This window comes from Terriglobus sp. TAA 43 (assembly GCF_000800015.1).
In the GTDB taxonomy this organism is placed as follows: domain Bacteria; phylum Acidobacteriota; class Terriglobia; order Terriglobales; family Acidobacteriaceae; genus Terriglobus.
Window position 1 is genome coordinate 343,921 of the sequence record NZ_JUGR01000001.1, and the last position, 21,242, is coordinate 365,162.

Below are 21,242 nucleotides of genomic sequence, written 5' to 3' on the forward strand. Positions count from 1 at the left end.
CCGATCCTGAAGTCCTGGATCGGTAGGTGTTGCTTTATTCCATCCGATCCCATTGGAGATACCGTCCCATGCCAGTAGCTCTGCTGCTTTTCTTGTTCGGTGTTCTGTTTGTGCCCAGTTCTTATGCGCAGCCCGATCGGAAGGTCATCATCGTCACACTTGATGGCTTTCCTGCATACGCATTGCAGGACCCCAGGCTGCCCATGCCCACGCTGCGTCGCATGATGGGCGAGGGCGCTTATGCAGACACTATGCAGCCCATCAATCCGACGGTTACGTGGCCGAACCACACTGCGATGATCACCGGTGTTGATGCTGTTAAGCACAATGTGCTCGTGAATGGCCGCATCCTCTTTGGGAGTCATGGAACGCCGCCCCACACGGAACCCTGGGTGGCCCGTGACCTGATGGTTCATGTACCCACTCTGTATGACGTTGCCTCTGAGGCGGGTCTGACAACAGCGCAGGTGGATTGGGTCGCCATCTATCACGCAAGGCACATTAATTGGAGTTTTGCAGAATTGCCAGAGCCGGACGGCGAGATCGAGAACGACCTTATCGCACGAGGTCTCGTTACCGCCGAACAGTTGAAGGACTTCAATAAGTCCAGTGCGGCATGGCGTGATCAGATCCGCATTGAAGCGGTCTCAGACATCCTGCACAAGCACCACCCAAATCTTCTTCTGCTACACCTAACGGACTTGGACAATATCAACCATGCCTATGGCCCCATGAGTGCCGCAAGCTTTTCGTCGATGAAGGCGTTGGATGACCGCTTGCGCGAGATCATTGACGCAGTCCACGACAGCGGCGATCTGGACAAGACGAGCATCTTCGTTGTTTCGGATCACGGTTTCCGGACTTTTAATAAGGTTGTTCATCTCAACACATTGTTGCGTCAGAGAGGCCTTATTCGCGGAGAGGGCAGCAAAATCAATTGCGATGCTTGGCTGATGCCGGAAGGCGGCAGTGCATTGCTCTATGTCACGAACGAAAGCATGAAGACTACCATCATCCCGCAGTTACAGGCGTTATTTGCTAATGCCGAAGGTGTCGATCACGTATACGGGCCGTCTGAGTTTGCTGCTCAAGGTATTCCTGTTTTTGGCGACCAGGCTCCTGCACTCTACATCACAGCAAAACCCGACTATGCTCTGGAGGGCGGAGACACCGGTCCACTGATAACGCCCAGCACTGGACATGGCACGCATGGGTATAGCAATGCCGATGTGAAGATGGGCGCACTGTTCGTCGCATGGGGGGCGAACATTCGTAACGGCATTCGTCTTGAAACAATCAAGAATGTCGACATCACGCCGACCGCTGCGTCAATCCTCAAGTTAAAGATGGACGGAGTGGAAGGGCGGGTGCTCAAGGAGATTCTCCGCTGAACTGAATCCACAAAGAAAGATGGGCCGCGCTTGAACGCGGCCCATTTTCTTCACGATGCTTTTCAATTAGCGCTTTGGCGAAAGCCCAAACGTGACCGAAAGCATTACACTGCAGCCCGGTAGCACGCTGATGTTGTCGCCACCGTTGATGGGGTCTGCCCATAGTCAAATCACGAAGAGCCCCGTGATTCCCGTAGCCTTTCGAGAGACTATTGAGTTTGAGCATGGAACTCCCTCACCGAAGTGTCGTCCGGACACAATGTCTCCCACGCATCGCTGATCGCACGATGGACTTCTGATGGGAGGGCACCGAAAAGCACTCATCACAGAAACTTCTGCAGCAGTAGCCAGTTCGGTCGCGTTCCGACATTTGGTCCGAGATGCATTTAGGTGATCCGGACAGTAAGTGATGCGAGACGCACCTTAAGCATCCGCTGATTGAGATCGGAGAAGAGATTCGCGGTTTGCGGTAACGGCGACGGTGCTGCCTTCGGACTGTGCTGCAGGGCGCGTTCAAGGAATATCCGTGAGCCGTGCGTATGGATAATGTCCGTTGCCAGATTAGGTGCACTCTCTCGGAGGAAGGCCATCACCGCGTTCCCCAGGCCATGCGAAAGCTCCGGCACACATAGGATGGGAAGGGAACGGACGGACCGAGGAAGCAACTTGATTGAGCGACTCAGCCCGTAGGATCTCCAATGCCATTTGAGGCAAGACGCGATCGCGCTGGGACTCCGATAGCACCTTCAACTCGATCGCATAGCGAAGGCTACCCTGTGATACGACAAGATCGAAACTCCGGTCCTCGATCGACGGTTCTTGGTGAATGTCTCACCCATGCTCGGTAAAGAGGCGAGAGAGCAAATCGCGGAAAATGCTTTGGTCCGATGACCGGTCCTCGGTTTGGATGAAAGTTGTGGCATAACAAATGGCAGTTATGTTGTTACCACGACCATGGTAGCTGCTCTTGTCAATTCGTCCCCTCGTGAGGTATTGCAATGACTCACTTGCGAGAGGCTTGCCAGAAGGAGTTTGCATGCCCTACTCGGTTACGCACGTATCTCAGGGTTTTCCGTGGAGAGCGGTTCGTTGAAAATCTTTCTCATCTCTTCAATTCGTTGTGCATCTCCCTCAGCGGGCAAATTGAATTGGTAGAGACCGTTCGAGGCAAGCCATACACTTGGCTTTGTGGAAACCTCTCTAGAATCTTTTTCGGGTTTGCTGAAAGCTCTGGTCTTGGTCTTCAAAATGGTGCCACCTTGCTGAAAAAGGAATAGGACTCTTCGCTGAGTGCCACTTGCAGGTCTTTCAGAATCTTGTTCAGCTTATTGATTTCCACGTGATTCAGATGAAGCAAAGGACACGTCGGATCATTCGAACCACAATTCATTACCGCAAAGACCTCGCGATCGTCGTCCGGGTTTTGAAGAGGAATGGCCAGTAAAACTTTGTGTTGGTATTCCTCGTCGAGAACAACGAAGGGATCTGGACTGTTTTTCTCGTCATTTGGCGTTTTTACCCATAACAGCGGGATATTGTTCTTATACGCTCTCCCCGCGATCCCCTGGCCGCACCCGAGAGTCCGGCTTCTGGAAAACGGCGTGGCAGAACGATCGTCAGCAGTCGCGCGTGTCCCCCCGACAATCTTAAGCAGGCAGTCCGAACCGTCGAACACCATGAGACTCAACTCGATCTCGCCCCGCCAGATATTCCTTCTCTCGGCGGTGACGTAGCGTCGAAATAGTGGGATGCACAGTTCAAAATAACGTTGTAACACCTGCCTGTGGATCATACGACGACTTTCGTCTGTTGATAACAGGGACGATTCGATGGAATGAATAGTTTGTCGATTTTCCCCAGGAGAGGAATGAGGGCTCGCCGGACGTAAAGGCGGAACACGCCAGGTGATCCCATAAGAAAACCCGACTTTGGGCTCGCGGATGGAAAGACATGCGACTCGCAAATGTCTCATAAACCATATCTGCGGTCGAAGCAGATCCTCGGTCTCGTAGTCACGCGGGCCCGCTACGACGTTTCCCCGGTCATCAATGGGCGAGACGTCCACGGAAAGGTTGGAGGGCAAATCGAAATTACTCGTTTCCACCATCTTGCGGGGAAATCGCACATAGAGAAGGAGTTCGCCGATTGGGTGCAGAACTGGAAAATCGGCCTCCTCAACCATCAATTCATTTCTGTACTGTTTCCGGTATTGGCGCTCGTCCAATGTGTGCTCGTTGAGCGCCCACCAGGAATATTCGATCCCAAATCGATCCCCGGGCAATAGCGGTTGGTGGAAATCAATACTGAGCTCTTTCGGTGAAGTTGATTCAAACCGGTGGCGAAACCCAGGGAATCGGCCTCCATGAATTTCTGAACGAACAAAACCGGGATCGACATAACCGGCAGAGCCAGGCAAATGGAAAACGCGCAGCCGATCAACCGCCGACCGATCCTTCCCGATTCGGATGTCGTTGCATTCCACAATGCGATGGGTATCTCCAAAATCATTGATCAACGACCCACAGGCAACTTGATCAATGTAGTAGGGAAAGGATGGCTTTCCTTTCGGGGTCTTTCTCTCGCTGGGGCGACTGTCAGAACGAGAGACTTTCGGTTTTGTTCGAGTCGAATTGCTCTTGGGCCAAACTCCAAAATCATTCGTGATCTTTCCCATGACACGTCCCCGCCAGCCGCGGCCTTTTTCTTCGTACTCTCGGAGAAAAACTTCGGCTCGTCGGGTCTTAGAGTTCCAGCGAACGATCGAATAGCCGTTGGCCTGCGTACCCCGGTCATAGAGCGCAGAGGCACCTATTTTGGTGTTCGAAATGATACCTCGTTCGGGAGGAGAGGGGGGATCAATCCATTGATCATGTTCGTGGCCGTGCAAAATAAAATCGACTTGTGTCGATAAGTCTCTAGACAGTTTTTCTAAGGGGTGAAGCCACGAATCAGGATGATGTACGAGAGCAATCTTGACGTCGCAATCCGCGATTTGGGGCAGAGCGAAATTCGCCTGCCACCTTGCGCCCATCACGAGTTTCGCCTGCTCTTCATCCCTGCTACACATAATCGCAGAGTTGAATCCGGCGATGCCAACTTTGATTCCGTTCACGGATAACGTTGACGCGTAACGCAGCGCCATGTCATCGGCCCCACAATGCTTTAGGCCAGCACGTCGTAAGAACTCACGATAGGGGACAAACCGCGCAACCGTATTGTGTTGCGTCGCTATCGATGAGGCGGTCGAAGACGAGAACATTTCCGCTAAATCATTGGGATCCTTCAATCGACTCAACCATTCCTGGTTATCCCGAAGAATCCGATTGCGGTCAAGATCGTGATTACCCGGAACGATAAAACAACGATCCACCGACAGCTTATCTTTGAATCTCTGCCTTACCGATCCGAGGATGCGCCATGCTTCATCAAACTGGGTATCAATCGAAATTCCATCTCGGGTGCCAAAAGCCGCATCGCCAGTGAAGAAAAGCAAATCCGGATCCAGCCCGAATTGGGTACACACCCTCTCGAGATCTTCGTCGAGACTTCTCAGGATTTCACCAGAATCCCAACCATATTTCGGACTATTTGCGTGCAAATCTGACAGGTGGATCCACGTTAGGACGGACAAAGGCAGTCTCTCAAATGAGCTGGGATAAGGTGTGGGACGGTCCAAAACATAATACGACCGTCTCCGGAAAAATCTGCAATAAATATGTCGAGTTTTCCGGGAGCAAGCGACGTATCGCTTGGCTCTTGGTTCGTGTGAACCAACCCTCATGGAGTGCTTAGCCTGAAGGGGCGGAGAGACCTTTCATCCGGTAGCCGCTTGCCAAATCCCAACACCGAGTTCGATGGACTTCGGTCAGGCCGTGAGCGACCTTGGCTCGTATGAGCTGTCCTTCCAGATACGGGGTCGACTCTTTCGTGTGAGTTCTGTGATGCAACTGCGAGCCATCATCCATCTCAGAGAGCCCGAATTGCCCAGCATAGACACGATGTTGGCCAGTTTTCCAAGGATCGGGAGCAACCACCCATCCTTCGGTGGAATGGCTTCGTTAAACAAGTTCATCGAGAGCGCGCATCCAAACGAGAACAGCACTCGCATCAGCATCCGGAGAATCGACAGCGCGATCGCCGTTGGATGAGTAGTAGTTGCGGACCCGCTGAGTGTAATTACCGTCCGTGATGGTCACCAAGAACTTTGCCGGTGCCGCGAAGAGCTGGCGCGAGCCGTCGTAGATACGGAGCCGAAGCTTGCTCATGAAATACAAGGCCTCCAAGTTTCCGGGGACGCCAGATTAACAGTGAGAGCAGGAAAGTCAAGAAAATGTTCGCCCGTGACTAATGCATTGGCTAACTACGATCTAATAATTTACGCTCCATCCCGGATAAGCTTAGTCGAGTGATCCTAGCGTTAGTTGCTGTTTGCAATAATCGGGATCGCCGCTGTGATCGTGGGATTGTCTCTCAGTCTGCAGTAGAGCGTTTTGACGTGCGTTTTTTCTGCGGTGAAGGAGAAGTTATCCTCGACTGCCGTTCTAGGTACTTGTACTGCACCCTGAAAGCTTTCTGTAGCACTAATCTCTTGCATAAGGAAGATTTCGCTGCCGTGGAGCACGCAGCCTTTCACGTCGCAGTGAACGCTTGAGAGGTGGGGGCGGCGTACCAATGTGCCGAATTCAACCCATGCGCCTTTTTCGCCACTTGCCCTGACCATCCTGATCTGCAAGGTTCCGAACGCGGACTCACCAAGCTTACGGTCGAGGTCGATGCCGCCGACTATGGTGTGTGCGTCTTCCAGCACCAAGGCGGGCTCAGGTTGTTGAAAGGAAAGTACAGCGTCCGCTTCGCCGTTCACTGTGGCGATCTCGATCCGATCCGTGGGGGCTACGACGCCGTCGCTGCTCACTACGAAATGCAACGTGCTGTGCAGTGGAATGGCCCCGGCGGTGAGCAGTTCAACGGCTAGTTCACCGGGAGGGTTTTCGACGGAAGGTTGAAACGACAGGACGTGAAGGACCGCAGCGGCGTCTTCCGCGGAGAGAGAGATTTTCTGCGATCTGCCGTCGCGATAGGTTACGAGCAGAACGTCTCCTACAGAAGCTTTTCGTTGAGGGGGCAGAGAGAATGCCGCGTCGTTCTGAGTGATGGTTGATGCGGCGGTGAGGCTTTGACCTGCCGCGCTCACCGCAGCAATCTGATCAAGCTCTTTGCCGGTCATAAAGACGCTCCTACCATCCTTGGAGAGCGACGCAAGTTTCACACCGCCGCCTTCGGTTGCATGTTCGGCGAACGGAAGCGCGACCGGAGCGACAGAGCCGTACTGGCTTAACTGGAGCAAGTATTTCCCGGCGGTCCGATCCCGGACGGGTACCGAGAGATTGATAGAACCATCGTCGGAAATGGTGAAGGGAACTTCATCTGTCGTGCCGTCTGGTTGGCGAAGAAATACATTGTGGAGGCATGCCGTTGCGTTGGCCGTGAGCTGCTGCGGGAACGTTTGTCCTGCTACGAACGGGCCATTCATGATTTTCCAACCGACACCTTCAGACCGTTGGAAGAGAAGTTCAGGACCATCGAATTCATCGAAACCCCAGCGGCCGCGTAGCCTAGCGCGTATGAATGGCGCATCCGCGCTGGCCGTCAGCGGAGATACTCCAGTGGCTGGCCGAGCGGGATCGCGAATAAGCCCGCCGGAGAGGACGTCGGCGGTGATGGGCAATACCTTGCTTCCGAAATCGAGGAGCAGATCATGGGCGAACTCCGTGGAGTAGAAGATGGTTGAGCCACGGAGTGGCAGTACCATCTCCGGATTTCGCAGACAGAATGCCTGGCGGGGCGTGGAAAGATGCAGGTCCGGAAGACGCGATGGTTGGATGGGTGGCAGGGCAATCCCGATCACCGACAGGGGGTTGCTGAAAGACGGCGCTGTGTTGAGTCTCGTATGTAGCGAGGCTCCTTGCGGCAGGGTGATCGCCGGGATGTAGCGGTATTGCGCTGTGTGCAGCTGACCAAGGAGATGCACAAGATCAATGATTGTTCCAACGTATGCGGAGTACGCTCCGCCATCATTCTGGGACGCTTCGTTGATGAAGTCGGAGGATGCTCCTGTGGAGATTGCGGCGGAAATGGTCTGCTCACTGCCGCTATCCAACAGCATGGGTGCACTTGTTTGAGTCAAACAGTCCACCTGGTCATCCACGGGTTGCTTGAAACAATCAGCGTTCGGCTTCAGCACGAGCGCGCTTGCCAGCTTTGCAGAACGCGCGGCGATGACTTTATCGTCTTCCTGTGCAACCGTTCGCATGCCCGCAAGATAGCTTTCAATGCGCTGTTGTTGTAGCGACGCTTTGAATAGCGTGTCAGCCGCATGTGAAAACACACCGGGGTTTTTCTGCACCACGGAACGCAGTGTGTCGAAGTCACCCTCCCTGGCGGGAGCGAGGAACATTACCGCGCGCTGCGCGCCGGCGGGAACGGAGATGTCTGTAGGCCGTTGCCCCTCGGGTCGCCATGTCTCGATACGTGTGAACCAGTCGTCTGGCGGTTCGTTCGTCGCACTGCGAAGAAATGCTACGACAAGTAACAGACGGTTTGACTGCGTGGAAGGAAGATCGGCTCTCACTTTCAAGTGATCGTTCGGCAGTAGATCTGGTACCTCTGCTATGGGGAGCGTGACTCCATTCCGAGTAACGGAGACGAAGATCGTGGGGCCTTGTATGTCAAAGCGCTGGTCATCGGCCATGGCCCGCATGCAACCGCAGAGCACTAGTGCCAAACCAAAAAGCAGATGGTGAATCGACCTGCGGGGATCGCCTTTCCGTCTCATCGGGCGCTGCCGTCCTGTAGATCGTTCTGGACTGCCCGAAAGGCCCCTACGTCCACGTGGGTTGCGCCCTCAAATGGGCGATCGAGATCTGAAATAGCTAGCAAAGACACGGTGATGAGAACGGTCAGTGAGATGACGTGGAAGAAATGGATCGACTTCCGCTCGTTGCATAACAAGCACGAGGAGATGACGACGATGACGCCGCCGAAGATCAGGACATTCCACATCATGAAAGGGAGGTGTCCCTGGAAATCCTGCATCCTTGCATCCCGGCGTATCTGCAGCGATGACAATGCCGTAATGACGTTCCCACGCCCGGTTGTGGCCTCATGTCCCGCACAAGATCCGAGCGTGTTCCACATCTGGCGGAGAACAGTTTCTCCCGATGCATTTGCATGATGTGCCTGCATGGCGGTCCACTCCGTCCCGATGACCGCATCGAGGTATGCCCGGGATTGTTGCTGCAGTGGTTGCGAACACGCTTCGGGCATAAGTTGCGCGCTGCGATTAATCAAGAGGACAGCTGAAGCTTCCGCTCGCACATCCGCAACCGCCGCCTGGTATGCAAGCCAGGCGTCTGAAAGCATGAATCCGAGCGATACGGCGTACACGGTGCCCAGGATGCTCAGTTGCCAGCCATTGACGCTGTTGGCACGTTTGCGAGTACCCTCCTCTAACTTGCAATCAAGAAGGTAGAGGAGAGCCAGCGCAAAGGTGATCGACAGCAGAACGATGGCCAGGCTTTGTGTATAGGTGAGCATGGAGATTCTCTCGTTCGAAATCTAGAACGCGCGTTCGACGAAGTGCGCGGTCTTTTGACCAGCATCAACCGTATAGTACGCCGTGACTTTCGCGGCCTTTTCAGTACCTTTGCCAGTTGCGCGGGCGGCATCGTCCGTGGCATCGCCGGTCAGACGTAAGGTGTCCAAGGTGCCTTTGCCTGTATCAATGGTGATCGTGTGAGCTCCATGATCCACGCCTTTCACCGTCCCCTTGATTTCATGCAAGCCTTTGTCGCCCAGACGATCAATCTCGTGTGCGGTTTCGCGTCCGCCTTTCGCGGTGTAGTGCACGACAATAACGGTTCCCTTGTCGATTCCGTGAAGGGTGTCCCGGGATATATCGCGTGTACCGTCGCCGGTGTGAACAGCCACTTCGTCTGTGAAATGGAACGTATGGACTGCGCCGTCCTTAGTGTCGACCACCACAACCTTACCCGCCCGGTCGACGGCTTTTACGGCTCCAACCACCGCGCCGGCCACGTCCTGGGCGGCATAAAGGGAAGTGGTGCTGAGAGCCAGTGCGCAAAGTGCAAGAGTGCGAATCAAGGGAGAATCTCCTTCAGAGTTTTTTCGTCGCCGGATGTAGCCAGCGCTCACAGTTCTGAAGGTAGAAAAGATTCGTCAATGATCCCATCCGTGGCTCTACATGCGTTGCCGTGCGGTTCCACATGGCCCGGTACCGTGTGGAACCACACGGCTGGCAGTGTGCTTCCACATGTGTCCGTTATGTAGCGATACGGATTCAAAAGAGTTGATGTTATCCGTAGCATCGACTCTGTACCGAAGTGAAGGCAGGCAACTCCCAGTCCGATGAAGATTTTGATAGTAGAAGATAATCCGACCGTCCGGCAGCTTATTCAAAGAGCGACGGCGGATATCGCAGATGAGGCAATCACTCGAGGGGACGGCGCGGACGCGCTTGAAGCCTACGAGGAAAACCATCCTGACATTGTTCTGATGGATGTAAAGATGCCGCGTATGGATGGACTCGCCGCCACGCGGCAGCTGGTCCAGAAGCATCCCGAGGCCCGCGTCATCATCGTTACAGACTATGACGACGACGAATTTCGCCATGCTGCACGAGATGCCGGCGCGTGCGCCTATGCGTTGAAGACAAACCTTACTGACTTAGAGGCGATCATTCAGGCGCACTGTATCTGCCTGCCGGGGAATTAATAAAGGCGTTCGTGCAACGCAGCGCGATGCTGCAGAGCAAAACGAGCCAGGGCATTCGCGCCTTCAATCTCCAATTTGCGACACATGTTAGTGCGATGGTTTTCGACCGTGCGATAGTGGATTCCCAGTTCGTCGCCAATCTCTTTGCTGGAAAGTCCGTCGGCAATCAACCGCAGCACCTTCTTTTCAGTAAGCGTCAGGATCTTGAGGTTTAGAGGCGAGCCTGCGTTTTCTGACTTCTGATTCAAGAGGACCGCGGCCATGGTGGAGCCAATGTATGTTCTACCGGCGTTGACTGCATGAATGGCGGCGCAGACTTCTTCTGTCTCGCTACCTTTCAACAGGTATCCCTTGCCGCCCACGTCCATCGCTGCGCGCATGAGGTCTTCATCCGCGTGGAAGGTCATGAAGATGATGCGGGTTTTTAATGATCGTTGGGCTACTTCGCGTGCAACGCCCAGCCCATTTAATCCGGGCATATCTATATCCAGGATGGCCACTGCAGGGGCCAGTTCTTCCATCAGGCGAAGTGCGTCGTTGCCATCGGCAGCTTCGGCAATCACCCGTAGCTGTTCGTCATCTTCGATAGTTGCTTTGAGGCCACGGCGAACTACAGGATGATCATCAGCTAGAAGAACGGGGATAATATTCATAGCACTCTGCTTTTGGCGATAGGAAGCTCAATCCTCACCAGAGTACCAGTAGCGGCGTTACTGTCCACCTGGAGAGTGCCGTTGAGCAGGGTGACACGTTCGCGCATGCCTGTCATTCCGAAGCCCCCGCCACCAGGTAGGTAAGTGCGAGGTTTCGCAGCTATTCCGCGGCCATCGTCTTTGATGATCAGAGTTACAGCATCCTCCATGCGAAATGCCGTTACTTTGGCCATGGAAGCCTCGGAGTGCTTGACGATGTTGTTCAGCGCCTCCTGAACAATGCGATACACGTTGATGCGAAGATCTTCTGGAAATGCGTCATCAATGTCCGCCAACTCTGTCTGAATAGTGATTTCTGAAGCCTTCATGATTGTGGTGCAGAGTGCCTGGATGGCTCGCGTGAGTCCCAGGCGGTCCAGCTGGAAGGGGCGTAATGCATAGGATATGGCGCGCGTCTCGTCGATCGCGGCGGAAGCCTCTCCGCTGATCTCTTCTACCGTCTGACGCTTCTCCTCTTCGGTGCGGACTTTTCCCTTTGAACGGAGAAGGAATTGCGCCAGATTATTAATAATGATGAGTCGCTGTCCGAGACTGTCGTGCAGCTCACCAGCGATGCGCCGTCGTTCACCTTCCTGCGAAGCAATGAGCTGTCGAGAGAAGTTTTGTTGGCGTTCCTGCGCTTGCTGCAATTGCCTGACGCGGAATAGCCACGCTGCCGAGACAAGCAGAACAAGAAGAATGACTGCACCGGTAATAAACCACCAACGCCGGTAAAACGGGGGGATTACCTGTACGTGTAACACGGCATCCTGCCGACTCCGAATGCCATCGCTGTTCGTGGCAGAGACGCGGAAGATGTAGTTGCCAGGGGGAAGATGCGTGTAATAGGCGGTGCGACGTAGTCCCACCTGTTGCCAATCGCCATCTACGCCATCCATCTTGTAGCGGAATGTCATCTGTTCTGGCTTCGTGTATCCGAGGGCGGTGTAGCTGACCTCAAGATTTGTCTGCCCAGGGCTAAGAACGACGGATTGCGGCTCAGATTCCGGCTTATTTTCTACACTCGCGGTTTCGATTGCGACACTCGGTGGCGTTGTCACTACGTGGACCTTGGCCGGGTCGACAATGGCGATACCCATCTGGGTAGGAAACCACAGCTTGCCTTCTCCGTCTGCAGATCCAGCAGGCCATAGGCCGCCATTGCATTCCGCACTGGCCATGCCGTCCGAACGGCCATAGGCGATGGATGCCACCAGGGGCTGCTTACCGTCGGCAACCGCTGCCAGTTGCTCGCGAGACACTCGGTAAATTCCGCGGTTGGAACTGATCCAGAACCAGTGATGCGAGTCTTCCAGTATCTGAAACACGCCGCTATCGTAGAGGCCATTCTTCGTGTTGAACGTGACCCAACGGCCGTTGCGGAACCATCCCATGCCGCCGTCGTACGTTCCTACCCAGATTTCGCCGTTTGAATCTTCTACGAGAGAACGGACGTTATTGCTTGGCAGTCCTTGTGCTTCTGTCCAACGTGACATTTGTCCGTTGTGGACGCGCGTTACGCCGCCATATCCACCCATCCATACATCATGATGACGATCCATCAGCACGACGCGAACATCGTCTGTTGCGAGGCCCTCAGCCATGGACAGATGCTGTGCCGTGCCATCGCGCACGATGTACAGGCCACGCGGGGTTCCAAAAAACATGGCGCCGTCTGCTGTCTGCAGGATCACCTGTGCTGCGGTCGATGAGTCATCGAAGGGAAGAGCAGGCTTCTTCAGATGCCCGTTCACAAGTGTTCGGACACCGCCATGCGTTCCAACCCAGAGAACTCCATCCTTATCCTCAGTAATTGACGAGACCAATGCGGGAAGACCGTCAGCAAGCCCGAGGGTTCGGATCACTTTGCCGTTACGGATTTGCGATAGGCCACCGGGCCAACTTCCGGCCCACATATCTCCGGTTCGCGAATGAAATATGGGATACGTGTTATCGCTGACAAGTCCCTGCGGGCGTCCCAGTGTCATGATGAACTGGCGTTGGATGCGGAATAGGCCCTCGCCTTCCGCGCCAACCCAAGCATTTCCTTCGTTGTCTGTTCCAATCACCTGCAACCTGATGGGGTGTATTGCTCCCTCCACGGGCAGGAGCAACGTCCGCTCAAAGCGATAGGGTGAAATCTCTAAGTTCCAATCGGTGCCTGGCGCGCCGTGCAAAACAAAATAGTCCGGCGTTTTGCGGAATACGGGAGGTTTATCACTGAGTCTCCCCATGCGACCGTCTTTCGTTGAAATCCAGGCATCCCCGTTTGCGTTGGCGGCAACGCCCATGACGGACGGGAGATCGGCGCTTGTGGGTGCAGCAAACGTGGCCAAATTGCCACGATTGAAAATCACAACCCGGTTTCCTTCGATTGTCCAGAAGCCTGATCCGACCCACGCCAATGCATGAAACTTGCGCGTCTCTGTGTTGAACGATTCGGGTTTAAATCGTTGCGAGGTTTCGTTCCAATGGAGCACCTTACCGTCTGATTCGACCCATACCTGGCCTTGTGGAGTCCCAGTAATGGCTTCGACGGAACGTGGTCGCATGCCATCCTGCTCGCCCATCGTTCGAAATTTGGTGCCGCGCCTGAGCATCACATTGCCATCTTCGCTGGTGAACCAAAGGTCCTCGCCGGGACCGCGTGACATACCTACGAATCGATTGCTGGTGATACCTGGAGTATTGCTTTTATCGAAGATCTGGAAATGGACGCCATCAAACTTGGCGATTCCATTCAACGTGGCAATCCAGAGGAACCCATCGGGAGTTTGTACAAGGCCACGTACGCTGCTCTGCGGTAATCCTGAATCTGGTGTCCATTGCGTAAAGCGGTACTGCGCAGGCGTCGTATAAGTCGCGCAAGTAACAAGCAGCCACAGCGTAGCTAATTTCAAGAAAGCAGTGAATTGCAATCGTATTGAGTCCTTCACTGCTATCGCCCTCCTGTGTCTTACAGGGAATGCCGCCATTCTACGATGACCGGAAGCTTTGAAAGAAAGCTGTCTATGTGGAACCACACAGGTTGTTCATGTAGCGGTACATCCGGAACCGTGTAGCCACACGGATATTTTCCTGGTTGCAGGCTGCCTAGTATCGCAACCAAGGAGAACAACATGAGCGCCACAAAGCGCACTGCAACAGCTCTTGCACTACTACTTCCAGCCGGCGTTATGGGACTTTCTGCCGCGCTGGCCGTGAAGGGACTTCAGGCAACAGAGAACGCCGACAACGGCGGTTCGGTAGCAGATCGGCTTAGCGAAATTCGCAAGGCCGTCTCAAACAACATGCAGGATCACGCAAACAAAACCGTAACAGACGCGAACGGCGTGAAGCTGACGCTGGCCGAGTGGCTGAACTTCGGTGGTGGCTTTGGCTGGCATAACGGCGGTTGGGGCAACGGTGGTTGGCACAACGGCGGTTGGGGCAATGGCGGCTGGCACAACTGGGGTAATGGCGGTTGGCACAACGGCGGCTGGGGCAACGGCTGGCACAACTTCTGGCATAACTGGTAGCCACTTCGATCTCAGGCGGGAGAAATCATAATGAGCACCAACACACGCATTCACACTATCGTTCTGCAGCCCACGCCGTTTTGCAATATCCGTTGCAAGTACTGCTATCTGCCAACCCGCGATGACATCTCGACGATGAGTCTGGATACCATCGAAACGACTTTCCGCAGAGTATTTGAGTCGTCCTATGCGGGCGAGCAGATCACCGTGATCTGGCATGCCGGTGAGCCGCTGGTGCTGCCGGTCTCGTATTACGAGGCGGCGTTCCAAGCCATCGAGCAACTGCGCCCTTCCGGCGTGAAGCTGCGCCATTCGTTCCAGACGAATGGAACGCTGGTGACCAAAGAGTGGTGTGATCTCATCCGTCGTTGGAATGTGGGTGTCGGCGTCAGCATCGACGGCCCCCGCGCCATGCATGATGCAAATCGTGTAACGCGGTCAGGCAAGGGAACCTTCGATAAGGCAATGCGCGGGGCTCGCCTGTTGCAAGCCGAAGGCATTCCTTTCCACGTGATCTCGGTTCTTTCGAAGGACGCGTTGCTGAAGCCGGCGGAACTGCACGCGTTCTATATGGAAGAAGGCATCCGCGATGTTTGTTTCAACGTAGAGGAGTCTGAAGGTGATCACGTTTCGGAACTGATGCAGCAGGGACGCGATGCGACCAGACTGCAGTTCCAGCAATTCCTGCAGACGTTTTGGATGTTGTCACGCAAGACGCCGGGTATCAACTTCATCCGCGAGATTGATGGATTAATCACGCGTATCTTCCGCCCCGAGGAAGCGAACGTCGGCAATGACCAGGTGGAACCATTGGCCATGCTGAACGTGGACTGCAAGGGGAATGTGGGGACGTTTTCACCAGAGTTACTGGGCTATCGCAACGAGCGATATCACGATTTCTTGGTTGGCAATGTTCACACACACACGCTGGAGCAGATGTTACATAGCCCGGCGATGGCTGCGATGGTCGCCGATATCAACGCAGGTGTTGAGTCATGCCGGAAGGAATGTGACTACTTCTCCATCTGCGGTGGTGGGGCACCCGTCAACAAGCTTTCAGAGAACGGTACCTTCGCAAGCACGCAAACATCGTTCTGCAATCTGGTGCAGATTACGCCCGCCGATCTTATCCTTTCGGCTTTCTCGCGGATGGAGCACTCGTTGACCGCTACCTTACAGCGCGGTAGCGAAGTTGCAGCCGCCGCCTGACACAAGACCCAACGCTGGACCCAAATTCACAAGGAAGACATCATGCAAACGAAATTCAAGATCGCAGCAGTCGTCTCTGCCAAGCTCCTGCTTGTGAGCTGCCTACTGGCACAGAGCACACCGCAAACCGTGCAGCAGCCTGCTGCTTCAAACATTACCGACCAGCAACCCGACTTCGCTTCGAACGACGGACCATCCAGCACCGCACCGGTGTTATGGGTGTCCAGCGTGGAGGTGATGCGCAGCGCGCATGGCCCACAACTGGACGTTATCCGCGTACGTGGCCTGGCATCGACAGAAGGCTGGGAATCAGCGCAACTTGTTCCGCTGACGCGTGGCATTCCTGCTGATGGCATGCTCGATCTGGCACTCGTTGCCGATGCTCCGCAGGATGTCTTTGCGCCCACCGCTTATCCCGCAATCGAAGCTATCTTCACCATCGAACCCGGCCATCCGTTCAAAGGTGTGCGCGTTCACGGTGCTGCGAATCGAGTCACCTTGAACACGCTGCCTGGCTATGCGGTGTCTGCAACCGCACCGAAGGATTGCGTGGATTGCCAAGGCAAGATCTTCGTTGCGAAGGGACAAGCTGTTCCGGCAAACGCGAAGGCTGGTTTCGTGCGTGAAGAAGACCTGCCGCGCAATCTCCGCGTGATCCGTGAGGGCGACGGTCTGGGCAGCTTCGAATCAAACCCCAATCGCATGACCATCCTGCTGAACGAGCAGGGACAGATCATTACCGCTCTGTGGAACTAACCCAGAGCAATTAACTCAAAGGACTCAGATCATGAAACGCAATAAACTTGCCATTGTCCTCGGCCTTGCAACTATGAGTTACGCCGTAGCTCATGCGCAAATGCCCACCGTTACCATTGACCCTTCGCGCCATGGCAATCTGGCCAGTGCGCAGGAGTCTGTCATCAGTGCTTATTCGCGCGTTACGGAAGCGCAGCGCGATAACAACGCGCACCTGGGAGGCCATGCACAACGAGCCAAGGAGTTGCTCGAACAGGCAAACCAGGAGATCGGCCTTGCAGCTGATCAGGCTGATGCAAACCAGGGCGAAGCGGCTCCGCCACCCTCGTCTTCTGGCGCTCCGCCCGCTGCGACTCCCGCACCAGTGAACATCAACATCAGTGGCAACTGGACGATCTACGCGTATAACGTGGCTCAGCCGGGTAGCTCCCTGAAGCAAGTGCAGATCAGCCAGGATGGCAATGTCCTGACCGGTAACTTCCGGGGACCGAACCAGAAGGGCCACCTGCAGGGCTGGATCAATGGCAATCATGTTGAATTCAGCACCGACACCCACGACGTTCTTACATTCCGCGGCGAGGTTACTGCCGACGGAATGTCTGGTATGTACGGCATTCACGGAGACCACGCCCCGTGGAAGGCGCAGCGCAACTAGCGCAATATGGTGCCGGTGGGAACTTCCAGCCGCCGGCGCCTCCCAATAGGAAGGAATTCCATGTCTACTTCGATTGCGGTCCTCGGCGCGTCTGGCTATGTGGGGAGCGCCCTTTGCGCGCATGTTCTCCGATCCGGAATCCTGGAACCCGGCGACCGGCTCCAGCTTGTAGGTCATGGGGAACCCTCATCCTATGGTCGTCTGCTTGCCATTCGCGCGGATCTACTGGATGCTTTTGATGATCTGCGCGTATCGATAGACGTGGCACCGCAGTTGGAAGACATTGAAGCAGACCTGGTCGTATTGACCGCGGGTGTTCCCATGCCTCCCGGCTGTACGGATCGTCGCGTCATGGGACGTGGCAATCTTCCCATCTTTCGAGATATTGCTAACGCATGCGGCAAACACCTTCCTACAGCAACATATCTCGTGGTGAGTAACCCCGTGGAACTCGCGGTGCAGGAGTTATCTCGCACCATCGATCGCAAGCGAATTATTGGTATCGGTGCCGAGCAGGACTCACTTCGGTTCGCCCGCTCCATTGCGCGTAGTTTGGGAATTAGTCGACATGATGTGCATGCCAGCGTGTGGGGCGAGCATGGTCGTCACATGATTCCCATGTGGCATTCCGTTCGTCTGCGCGGTGACGATGACAAGGTTTTCAAGTTGTTCTCTGAGCTGGAGTGGAGTGCGCAGCAGAAGCCGTTGATGGAACGTGTTGCTAACCTTCAGGAAGCATCACTGTTATATCTGCAAAATGAGGACATCGCCTCGGCCTATCATCTGGTAGAAGCCGCGCTTCCCGACGCACGCATCTTCATCGAGCCGTTTGTAACGGCAAGCGCGATTCATTCCACGCCTAACGCGACAGCGAATGCAGTACTCAACATCATCCGTGCATGGAAGGAAGATGATGGACGTTGCGTGCACGCGCAAGTTATGTTGCAGGGTGAACTGCACGACATATCATGTCCATTCGGTGTTCCTGTAAGTGTCGGTAGTAAGGGGTGGATATTACATCCCAACGGTGACAGTCACAACGTAAGTAGGGAAGAACTGGACGCATCGATTCGCGGGATTCAGGATGCGCTTGCCGATGCTTCTGCCCCGCTGTCTGACCTATGGGAACGCTCTATCGCCAATGCATGACGCTCCCTGCATAGTCTGCGAGGTAAACGTGACCGTTGTAGACGACAGGTTGTGAGAACTTCGAGAAGACAAACTGTTCCGATGTCCACAGCGTGCGGACCCGACCGCCTGCGAAGCTGGTGAGATCATACGCAACGAGATGGCCTGTGGTGACGGTTCGATTGGCATCGCTGTCGGGGATGGCGCACCAGGCGATTGCGTTTGCACCCTGGTCTGAACTTACTGAACAGAAGCCGCCGGGCATGCCGCCATGTTCTGCTGTGGACTGGGCCGAAGCCATCTCTGTGCCACGGGCTACGTAGCTCATCGTCGCGTCCTTGTTCACACGCCAAACCTGGAGTGGAGAATTTTCAGCAAAGGCAAGCACATACTGCGTCGAGTCCGGCGCAAAGTACTGGGCCATTGGTGAGTGAATGTGCCTGGTTTTGCCGCCCGGAAAACGGTTCAATCCGGCCAGGGAAGCAGGGCAGGAATCCATTCCGAGATCCCATCCCAGTTGATACATTTTGACCTTTGCGCAATTCGCCTTGGCATTGACAAAGTCGGCGGGGTGGCTGTCGGGGAAGTTCGTGGTGCTGGTTAGATAACCAATGCCATCTTTGCCTGCGGTCAAATAAAGGTTGAAGCGTTGTAGCAGCGTCCCTGATAGATGCGCATCTTGATCGCCCCATTGGGCACCACAGTCTGTGTTCATCGGCATTCTGGCGCCGGGCGGCGGATCGCTGGGTGCTGAATCACCTGAGATCTTATTCTCAAGCATTGCTTTGGGCTGTGTGAGCTGTGCATTGGCACATGTCCTCGCCGCGTCGGAATAGGGGGCCCAGGCGTGCAACACGCTTAGCTTGGCGGGCGTGGTGGCTGTAGGAGGGACGAACCGCAGCTGCACAACAGCTTCGCCAAAGGTTGTAGTGCCATTGAATGGCCCATTGCCCACGCCGAGATAGATGAGACCATCATCATCGATGGATGGGCCTCCTCCGGACATCCAGATTCCGGCCCGCGTAGAGAGTGCTGCCTTAACCTGATTGTCGAATGTGTCAAACGCCAGAACCCAACCTGTGGCGTTCGCTCCGGTTTCGGCGAATGAGCCGGCGGCTATAACGATAAATTTGGTGCCGTTCTGAGACCAGAGAGCAAGAGCAGCTCTCTGCTTGCGCGGAGCATCCGCGTAGCGTTGGCCGTTGCTGGTTGCGTCGATAAGTGTATTCGCCAGGATGGTGCCGGTACGCGTATCGACAACGTACATGTGTTGCGTCATGGATCTGTGCGCGCCACTCCCGTCTGAAGAACACGTCGCTACCTGATAGAGCTTGTGTGTCGACGAATCAATCACGCCGGTACTTAACATCCCGAAGTGGTCGTTGACGCCCCACATATCGTTCTCTGGAATCGAACGTATCGGGGTACATAAAGCGGCTGTTTGCCAGATTGCGGAACCATCTTCTGGACGTACACCTCGGATGACGTTTGCCTCGGAGGCGAGGATCATCACGGGGCCATCGATGAGCGGTTGGGCTTCGCAGCCACGCGCATCGCCAATGCACGGGATGCGAGGCTGCATCTGCAAGCCTGCACTTACCCGAGCCGTGGTGAGCGTCTTCTCACTGCGCGTCTCAGAAGTGCGCGCCACATCGTACGACTTGGTAGATATCTGCGCCACGAGCGACGAAGATGCAAGGAGAGCTATCGCAAGCAGTTTCATAGTTTCACCGTGATGTTTGAAAAATCGAGTGGATTCGCGAGTGGAATGTGAAGTTCGTGCGTGGCTATACCGCTGTCCTGCCCCAACAAACTGTATGCAACTCCGTTATCCGCACGACCGTAACTGTTCGGCGGTAACGGGACACACGCGCGTCCATCGTCAAACACCCAAACGTTGGGGCCGCCGCTGCGGGCGTAGTTCTTTATCCAGCAGTTACGCCATGGCGTGTCCGTCCACACCCACTGCGTATTGAACGGGTCTCGCGAGATGCCACACAGAACGCCAGCGGTGTTGCCCAATGGACCTCCATCACCGTCACGCGACCAAATCAAAATATCCGGGGTGACTACGTGGTAACTCTGTTTGCCTGCGGCGAGGCGTTTGCCGATCCACATATAGTTGTCGATGAGTGGGGCGAGAGCGTAGCGCTCGTAGTCGCCCCCATAAATTGCACACGCGACCGCGGCCTGTGTGCACGCGTCCAGATAAAACCAACCTTTGAAATTGACCACTCCTTCCGCACCATCTGTGTCGTGGTTCTCCACGAACGGTACTGCGCCGGAAGGATTGAGGTGGCAGTAGCGATCCATATACACAAGCGCGTCAAGGCCTGCGCCCTGGCTGACGGCGCGATACGCGAAGTGGCTACCGAAATCGAAGACGGGAAGACCTGACTGTTGATGGTAAGAGTCCAGTTGCGCATTGCTGCCGGTGTAAGCTTCCGCGACTTTGAACCCCGGAATATCTGCGGCTAGCCGGCGTGTCAAATTCATGTCGAGATCTTTTGCTTCATCCAGGCGGAATCCCCATCCGGCGGAGACAGCCATAAGCCATGCGATGCATTGTATTTTCAGCTTGCGGAGATAATCTGACGGTTTCGAATGCTGATAGGGAATACGCAATCCGTCAGCAGCGGCGCGTTCAAAGGTTTGATCCGGTGCGGCTTGAAATAACGAAGAGGGTTTGTACGCCAATGTTTTGTCTGGCTTGCCGCTGGCATTGCGTTCGATCACAGGCAAGGCGCCATACTGATGCACCGGCAAATCGAAGATCAGACGGATGCCGTGACCGAGTGCCTCCTTTGCAAGCGACTGTAGATCGCTAGCGGTGCCGCCACGAAAGGTATCCCACTGTCCTATGTCGAGGTCGCTGACTGGGTCATAACCCAGACTTTGATTATCAGGACCCGTATAGGTAGTACGGAACGGCGGAGGAAGAAGAATGATATCCCCACCAAATGCTGCAAAGGCTCCAGCGAATGTACGCATTCGTCGATACCATCCGCTCTTGATTGTGGGGTAGAGGCAGTCGTAAAGAATCATGGTTGTACTCTCGTTATGTCGGACTGTGAAACGGTCGCATATCCTGGCATTGAAGGCT

16 protein-coding genes are annotated in these 21,242 nt (G+C 54.9%); 7 read left to right on the plus strand and 9 right to left on the minus strand.

What is annotated here, in order from left to right:
- Positions 1 to 68 precede the first annotated feature (68 nt).
- Positions 69 to 1,391 carry an alkaline phosphatase family protein gene (locus M504_RS01395; protein WP_047487098.1) on the plus strand — a complete coding sequence of 441 codons (1,323 nt, stop codon included), beginning with the start codon at positions 69 to 71 and terminating at the stop codon, positions 1,389 to 1,391.
- Positions 1,392 to 2,634: 1,243 nt separating this feature from the next.
- On the opposite strand, the gene M504_RS01405 is transcribed toward M504_RS01395, so the two are convergent.
- The 5 genes from M504_RS01405 to M504_RS21000 all read right to left on the minus strand — a co-directional run bounded on the left by M504_RS01405 (position 2,635) and on the right by M504_RS21000 (position 9,551).
- A complete protein-coding gene (locus M504_RS01405) occupies positions 2,635 to 5,022 on the minus strand; it encodes a metallophosphoesterase (RefSeq protein ID WP_047487104.1) in 2,388 nt (795 codons plus the stop codon).
- A gap of 427 nt (positions 5,023 to 5,449) precedes the next feature.
- Positions 5,450 to 5,656: a hypothetical protein gene (locus M504_RS01410; RefSeq protein ID WP_047487107.1), complete on the minus strand. Its 207-nt coding sequence runs from the start codon at positions 5,654 to 5,656 to the stop codon at positions 5,450 to 5,452.
- A 152-nt stretch (positions 5,657 to 5,808) separates the two neighbouring features.
- Entirely contained in the window at positions 5,809 to 8,139 is a 2,331-nt protein-coding gene (locus tag M504_RS01415) for a hypothetical protein (protein WP_052200181.1), read from the minus strand.
- An 80-nt stretch (positions 8,140 to 8,219) separates the two neighbouring features.
- The gene (locus M504_RS01420) at positions 8,220 to 8,984 is read right to left on the minus strand and encodes a DUF4239 domain-containing protein (RefSeq protein ID WP_047487110.1); all 765 of its coding nucleotides are present in this window, start codon (positions 8,982 to 8,984) and stop codon (positions 8,220 to 8,222) included.
- A 21-nt stretch (positions 8,985 to 9,005) separates the two neighbouring features.
- Positions 9,006 to 9,551, minus strand: coding sequence for a hypothetical protein (locus M504_RS21000; protein WP_052200182.1), 546 nt, complete (start codon positions 9,549 to 9,551; stop codon positions 9,006 to 9,008).
- Positions 9,552 to 9,815: 264 nt separating this feature from the next.
- On the opposite strand from M504_RS21000, the gene M504_RS01430 reads away from it, so the two are divergent.
- Positions 9,816 to 10,181, plus strand: coding sequence for a response regulator transcription factor (locus tag M504_RS01430; RefSeq protein ID WP_052200183.1), 366 nt, complete (start codon positions 9,816 to 9,818; stop codon positions 10,179 to 10,181).
- Here M504_RS01430 and M504_RS01435 read toward each other — a convergent pair.
- Together M504_RS01435 and M504_RS01440 are read right to left on the minus strand one after the other, a co-directional pair.
- Positions 10,178 to 10,834, minus strand: a complete 657-nt coding sequence (locus M504_RS01435; RefSeq protein WP_047487113.1) for a response regulator transcription factor — start codon at positions 10,832 to 10,834, stop codon at positions 10,178 to 10,180. The two genes, M504_RS01430 and M504_RS01435, sit on opposite strands and share 4 nt — an antisense overlap.
- Complete coding sequence (locus M504_RS01440) at positions 10,831 to 13,809, minus strand: sensor histidine kinase (protein WP_198137503.1); 2,979 nt, start codon at positions 13,807 to 13,809, stop codon at positions 10,831 to 10,833. Before M504_RS01440 ends, M504_RS01435 begins: the two co-directional genes overlap by 4 nt.
- A gap of 183 nt (positions 13,810 to 13,992) precedes the next feature.
- Between M504_RS01440 and grrA the strand changes: the two genes are divergently transcribed.
- From grrA to M504_RS01465, 5 genes are read left to right on the plus strand one after another with little or no spacing between them, the layout of a single operon-like run.
- Positions 13,993 to 14,391, plus strand: coding sequence for a GrrA/OscA1 family cyclophane-containing rSAM-modified RiPP (gene grrA / locus M504_RS01445; protein ID WP_047487119.1), 399 nt, complete (start codon positions 13,993 to 13,995; stop codon positions 14,389 to 14,391).
- A 30-nt stretch (positions 14,392 to 14,421) separates the two neighbouring features.
- Positions 14,422 to 15,600: a cyclophane-forming radical SAM/SPASM peptide maturase GrrM/OscB gene (gene grrM / locus M504_RS01450; protein WP_047487122.1), complete on the plus strand. Its 1,179-nt coding sequence runs from the start codon at positions 14,422 to 14,424 to the stop codon at positions 15,598 to 15,600.
- Positions 15,601 to 15,642: 42 nt separating this feature from the next.
- The gene (locus tag M504_RS01455; protein ID WP_047487125.1) at positions 15,643 to 16,356 is read left to right on the plus strand and encodes a hypothetical protein; all 714 of its coding nucleotides are present in this window, start codon (positions 15,643 to 15,645) and stop codon (positions 16,354 to 16,356) included.
- Between the two features lie 31 nt (positions 16,357 to 16,387).
- Entirely contained in the window at positions 16,388 to 17,011 is a 624-nt protein-coding gene (locus M504_RS21005; RefSeq protein WP_052200184.1) for a hypothetical protein, read from the plus strand.
- A 60-nt stretch (positions 17,012 to 17,071) separates the two neighbouring features.
- Entirely contained in the window at positions 17,072 to 18,160 is a 1,089-nt protein-coding gene (locus tag M504_RS01465) for a hypothetical protein (protein WP_052200185.1), read from the plus strand.
- On the opposite strand, the gene M504_RS01470 is transcribed toward M504_RS01465, so the two are convergent.
- Both M504_RS01470 and M504_RS01475 read right to left on the minus strand, forming a co-directional pair.
- Entirely contained in the window at positions 18,144 to 19,862 is a 1,719-nt protein-coding gene (locus tag M504_RS01470) for a hypothetical protein (protein ID WP_047487127.1), read from the minus strand. The genes M504_RS01465 and M504_RS01470 overlap by 17 nt on opposite strands.
- A complete protein-coding gene (locus M504_RS01475) occupies positions 19,859 to 21,130 on the minus strand; it encodes an alpha-amylase (RefSeq protein ID WP_232296117.1) in 1,272 nt (423 codons plus the stop codon). Before M504_RS01475 ends, M504_RS01470 begins: the two co-directional genes overlap by 4 nt.
- Positions 21,131 to 21,242 lie beyond the last annotated feature (112 nt).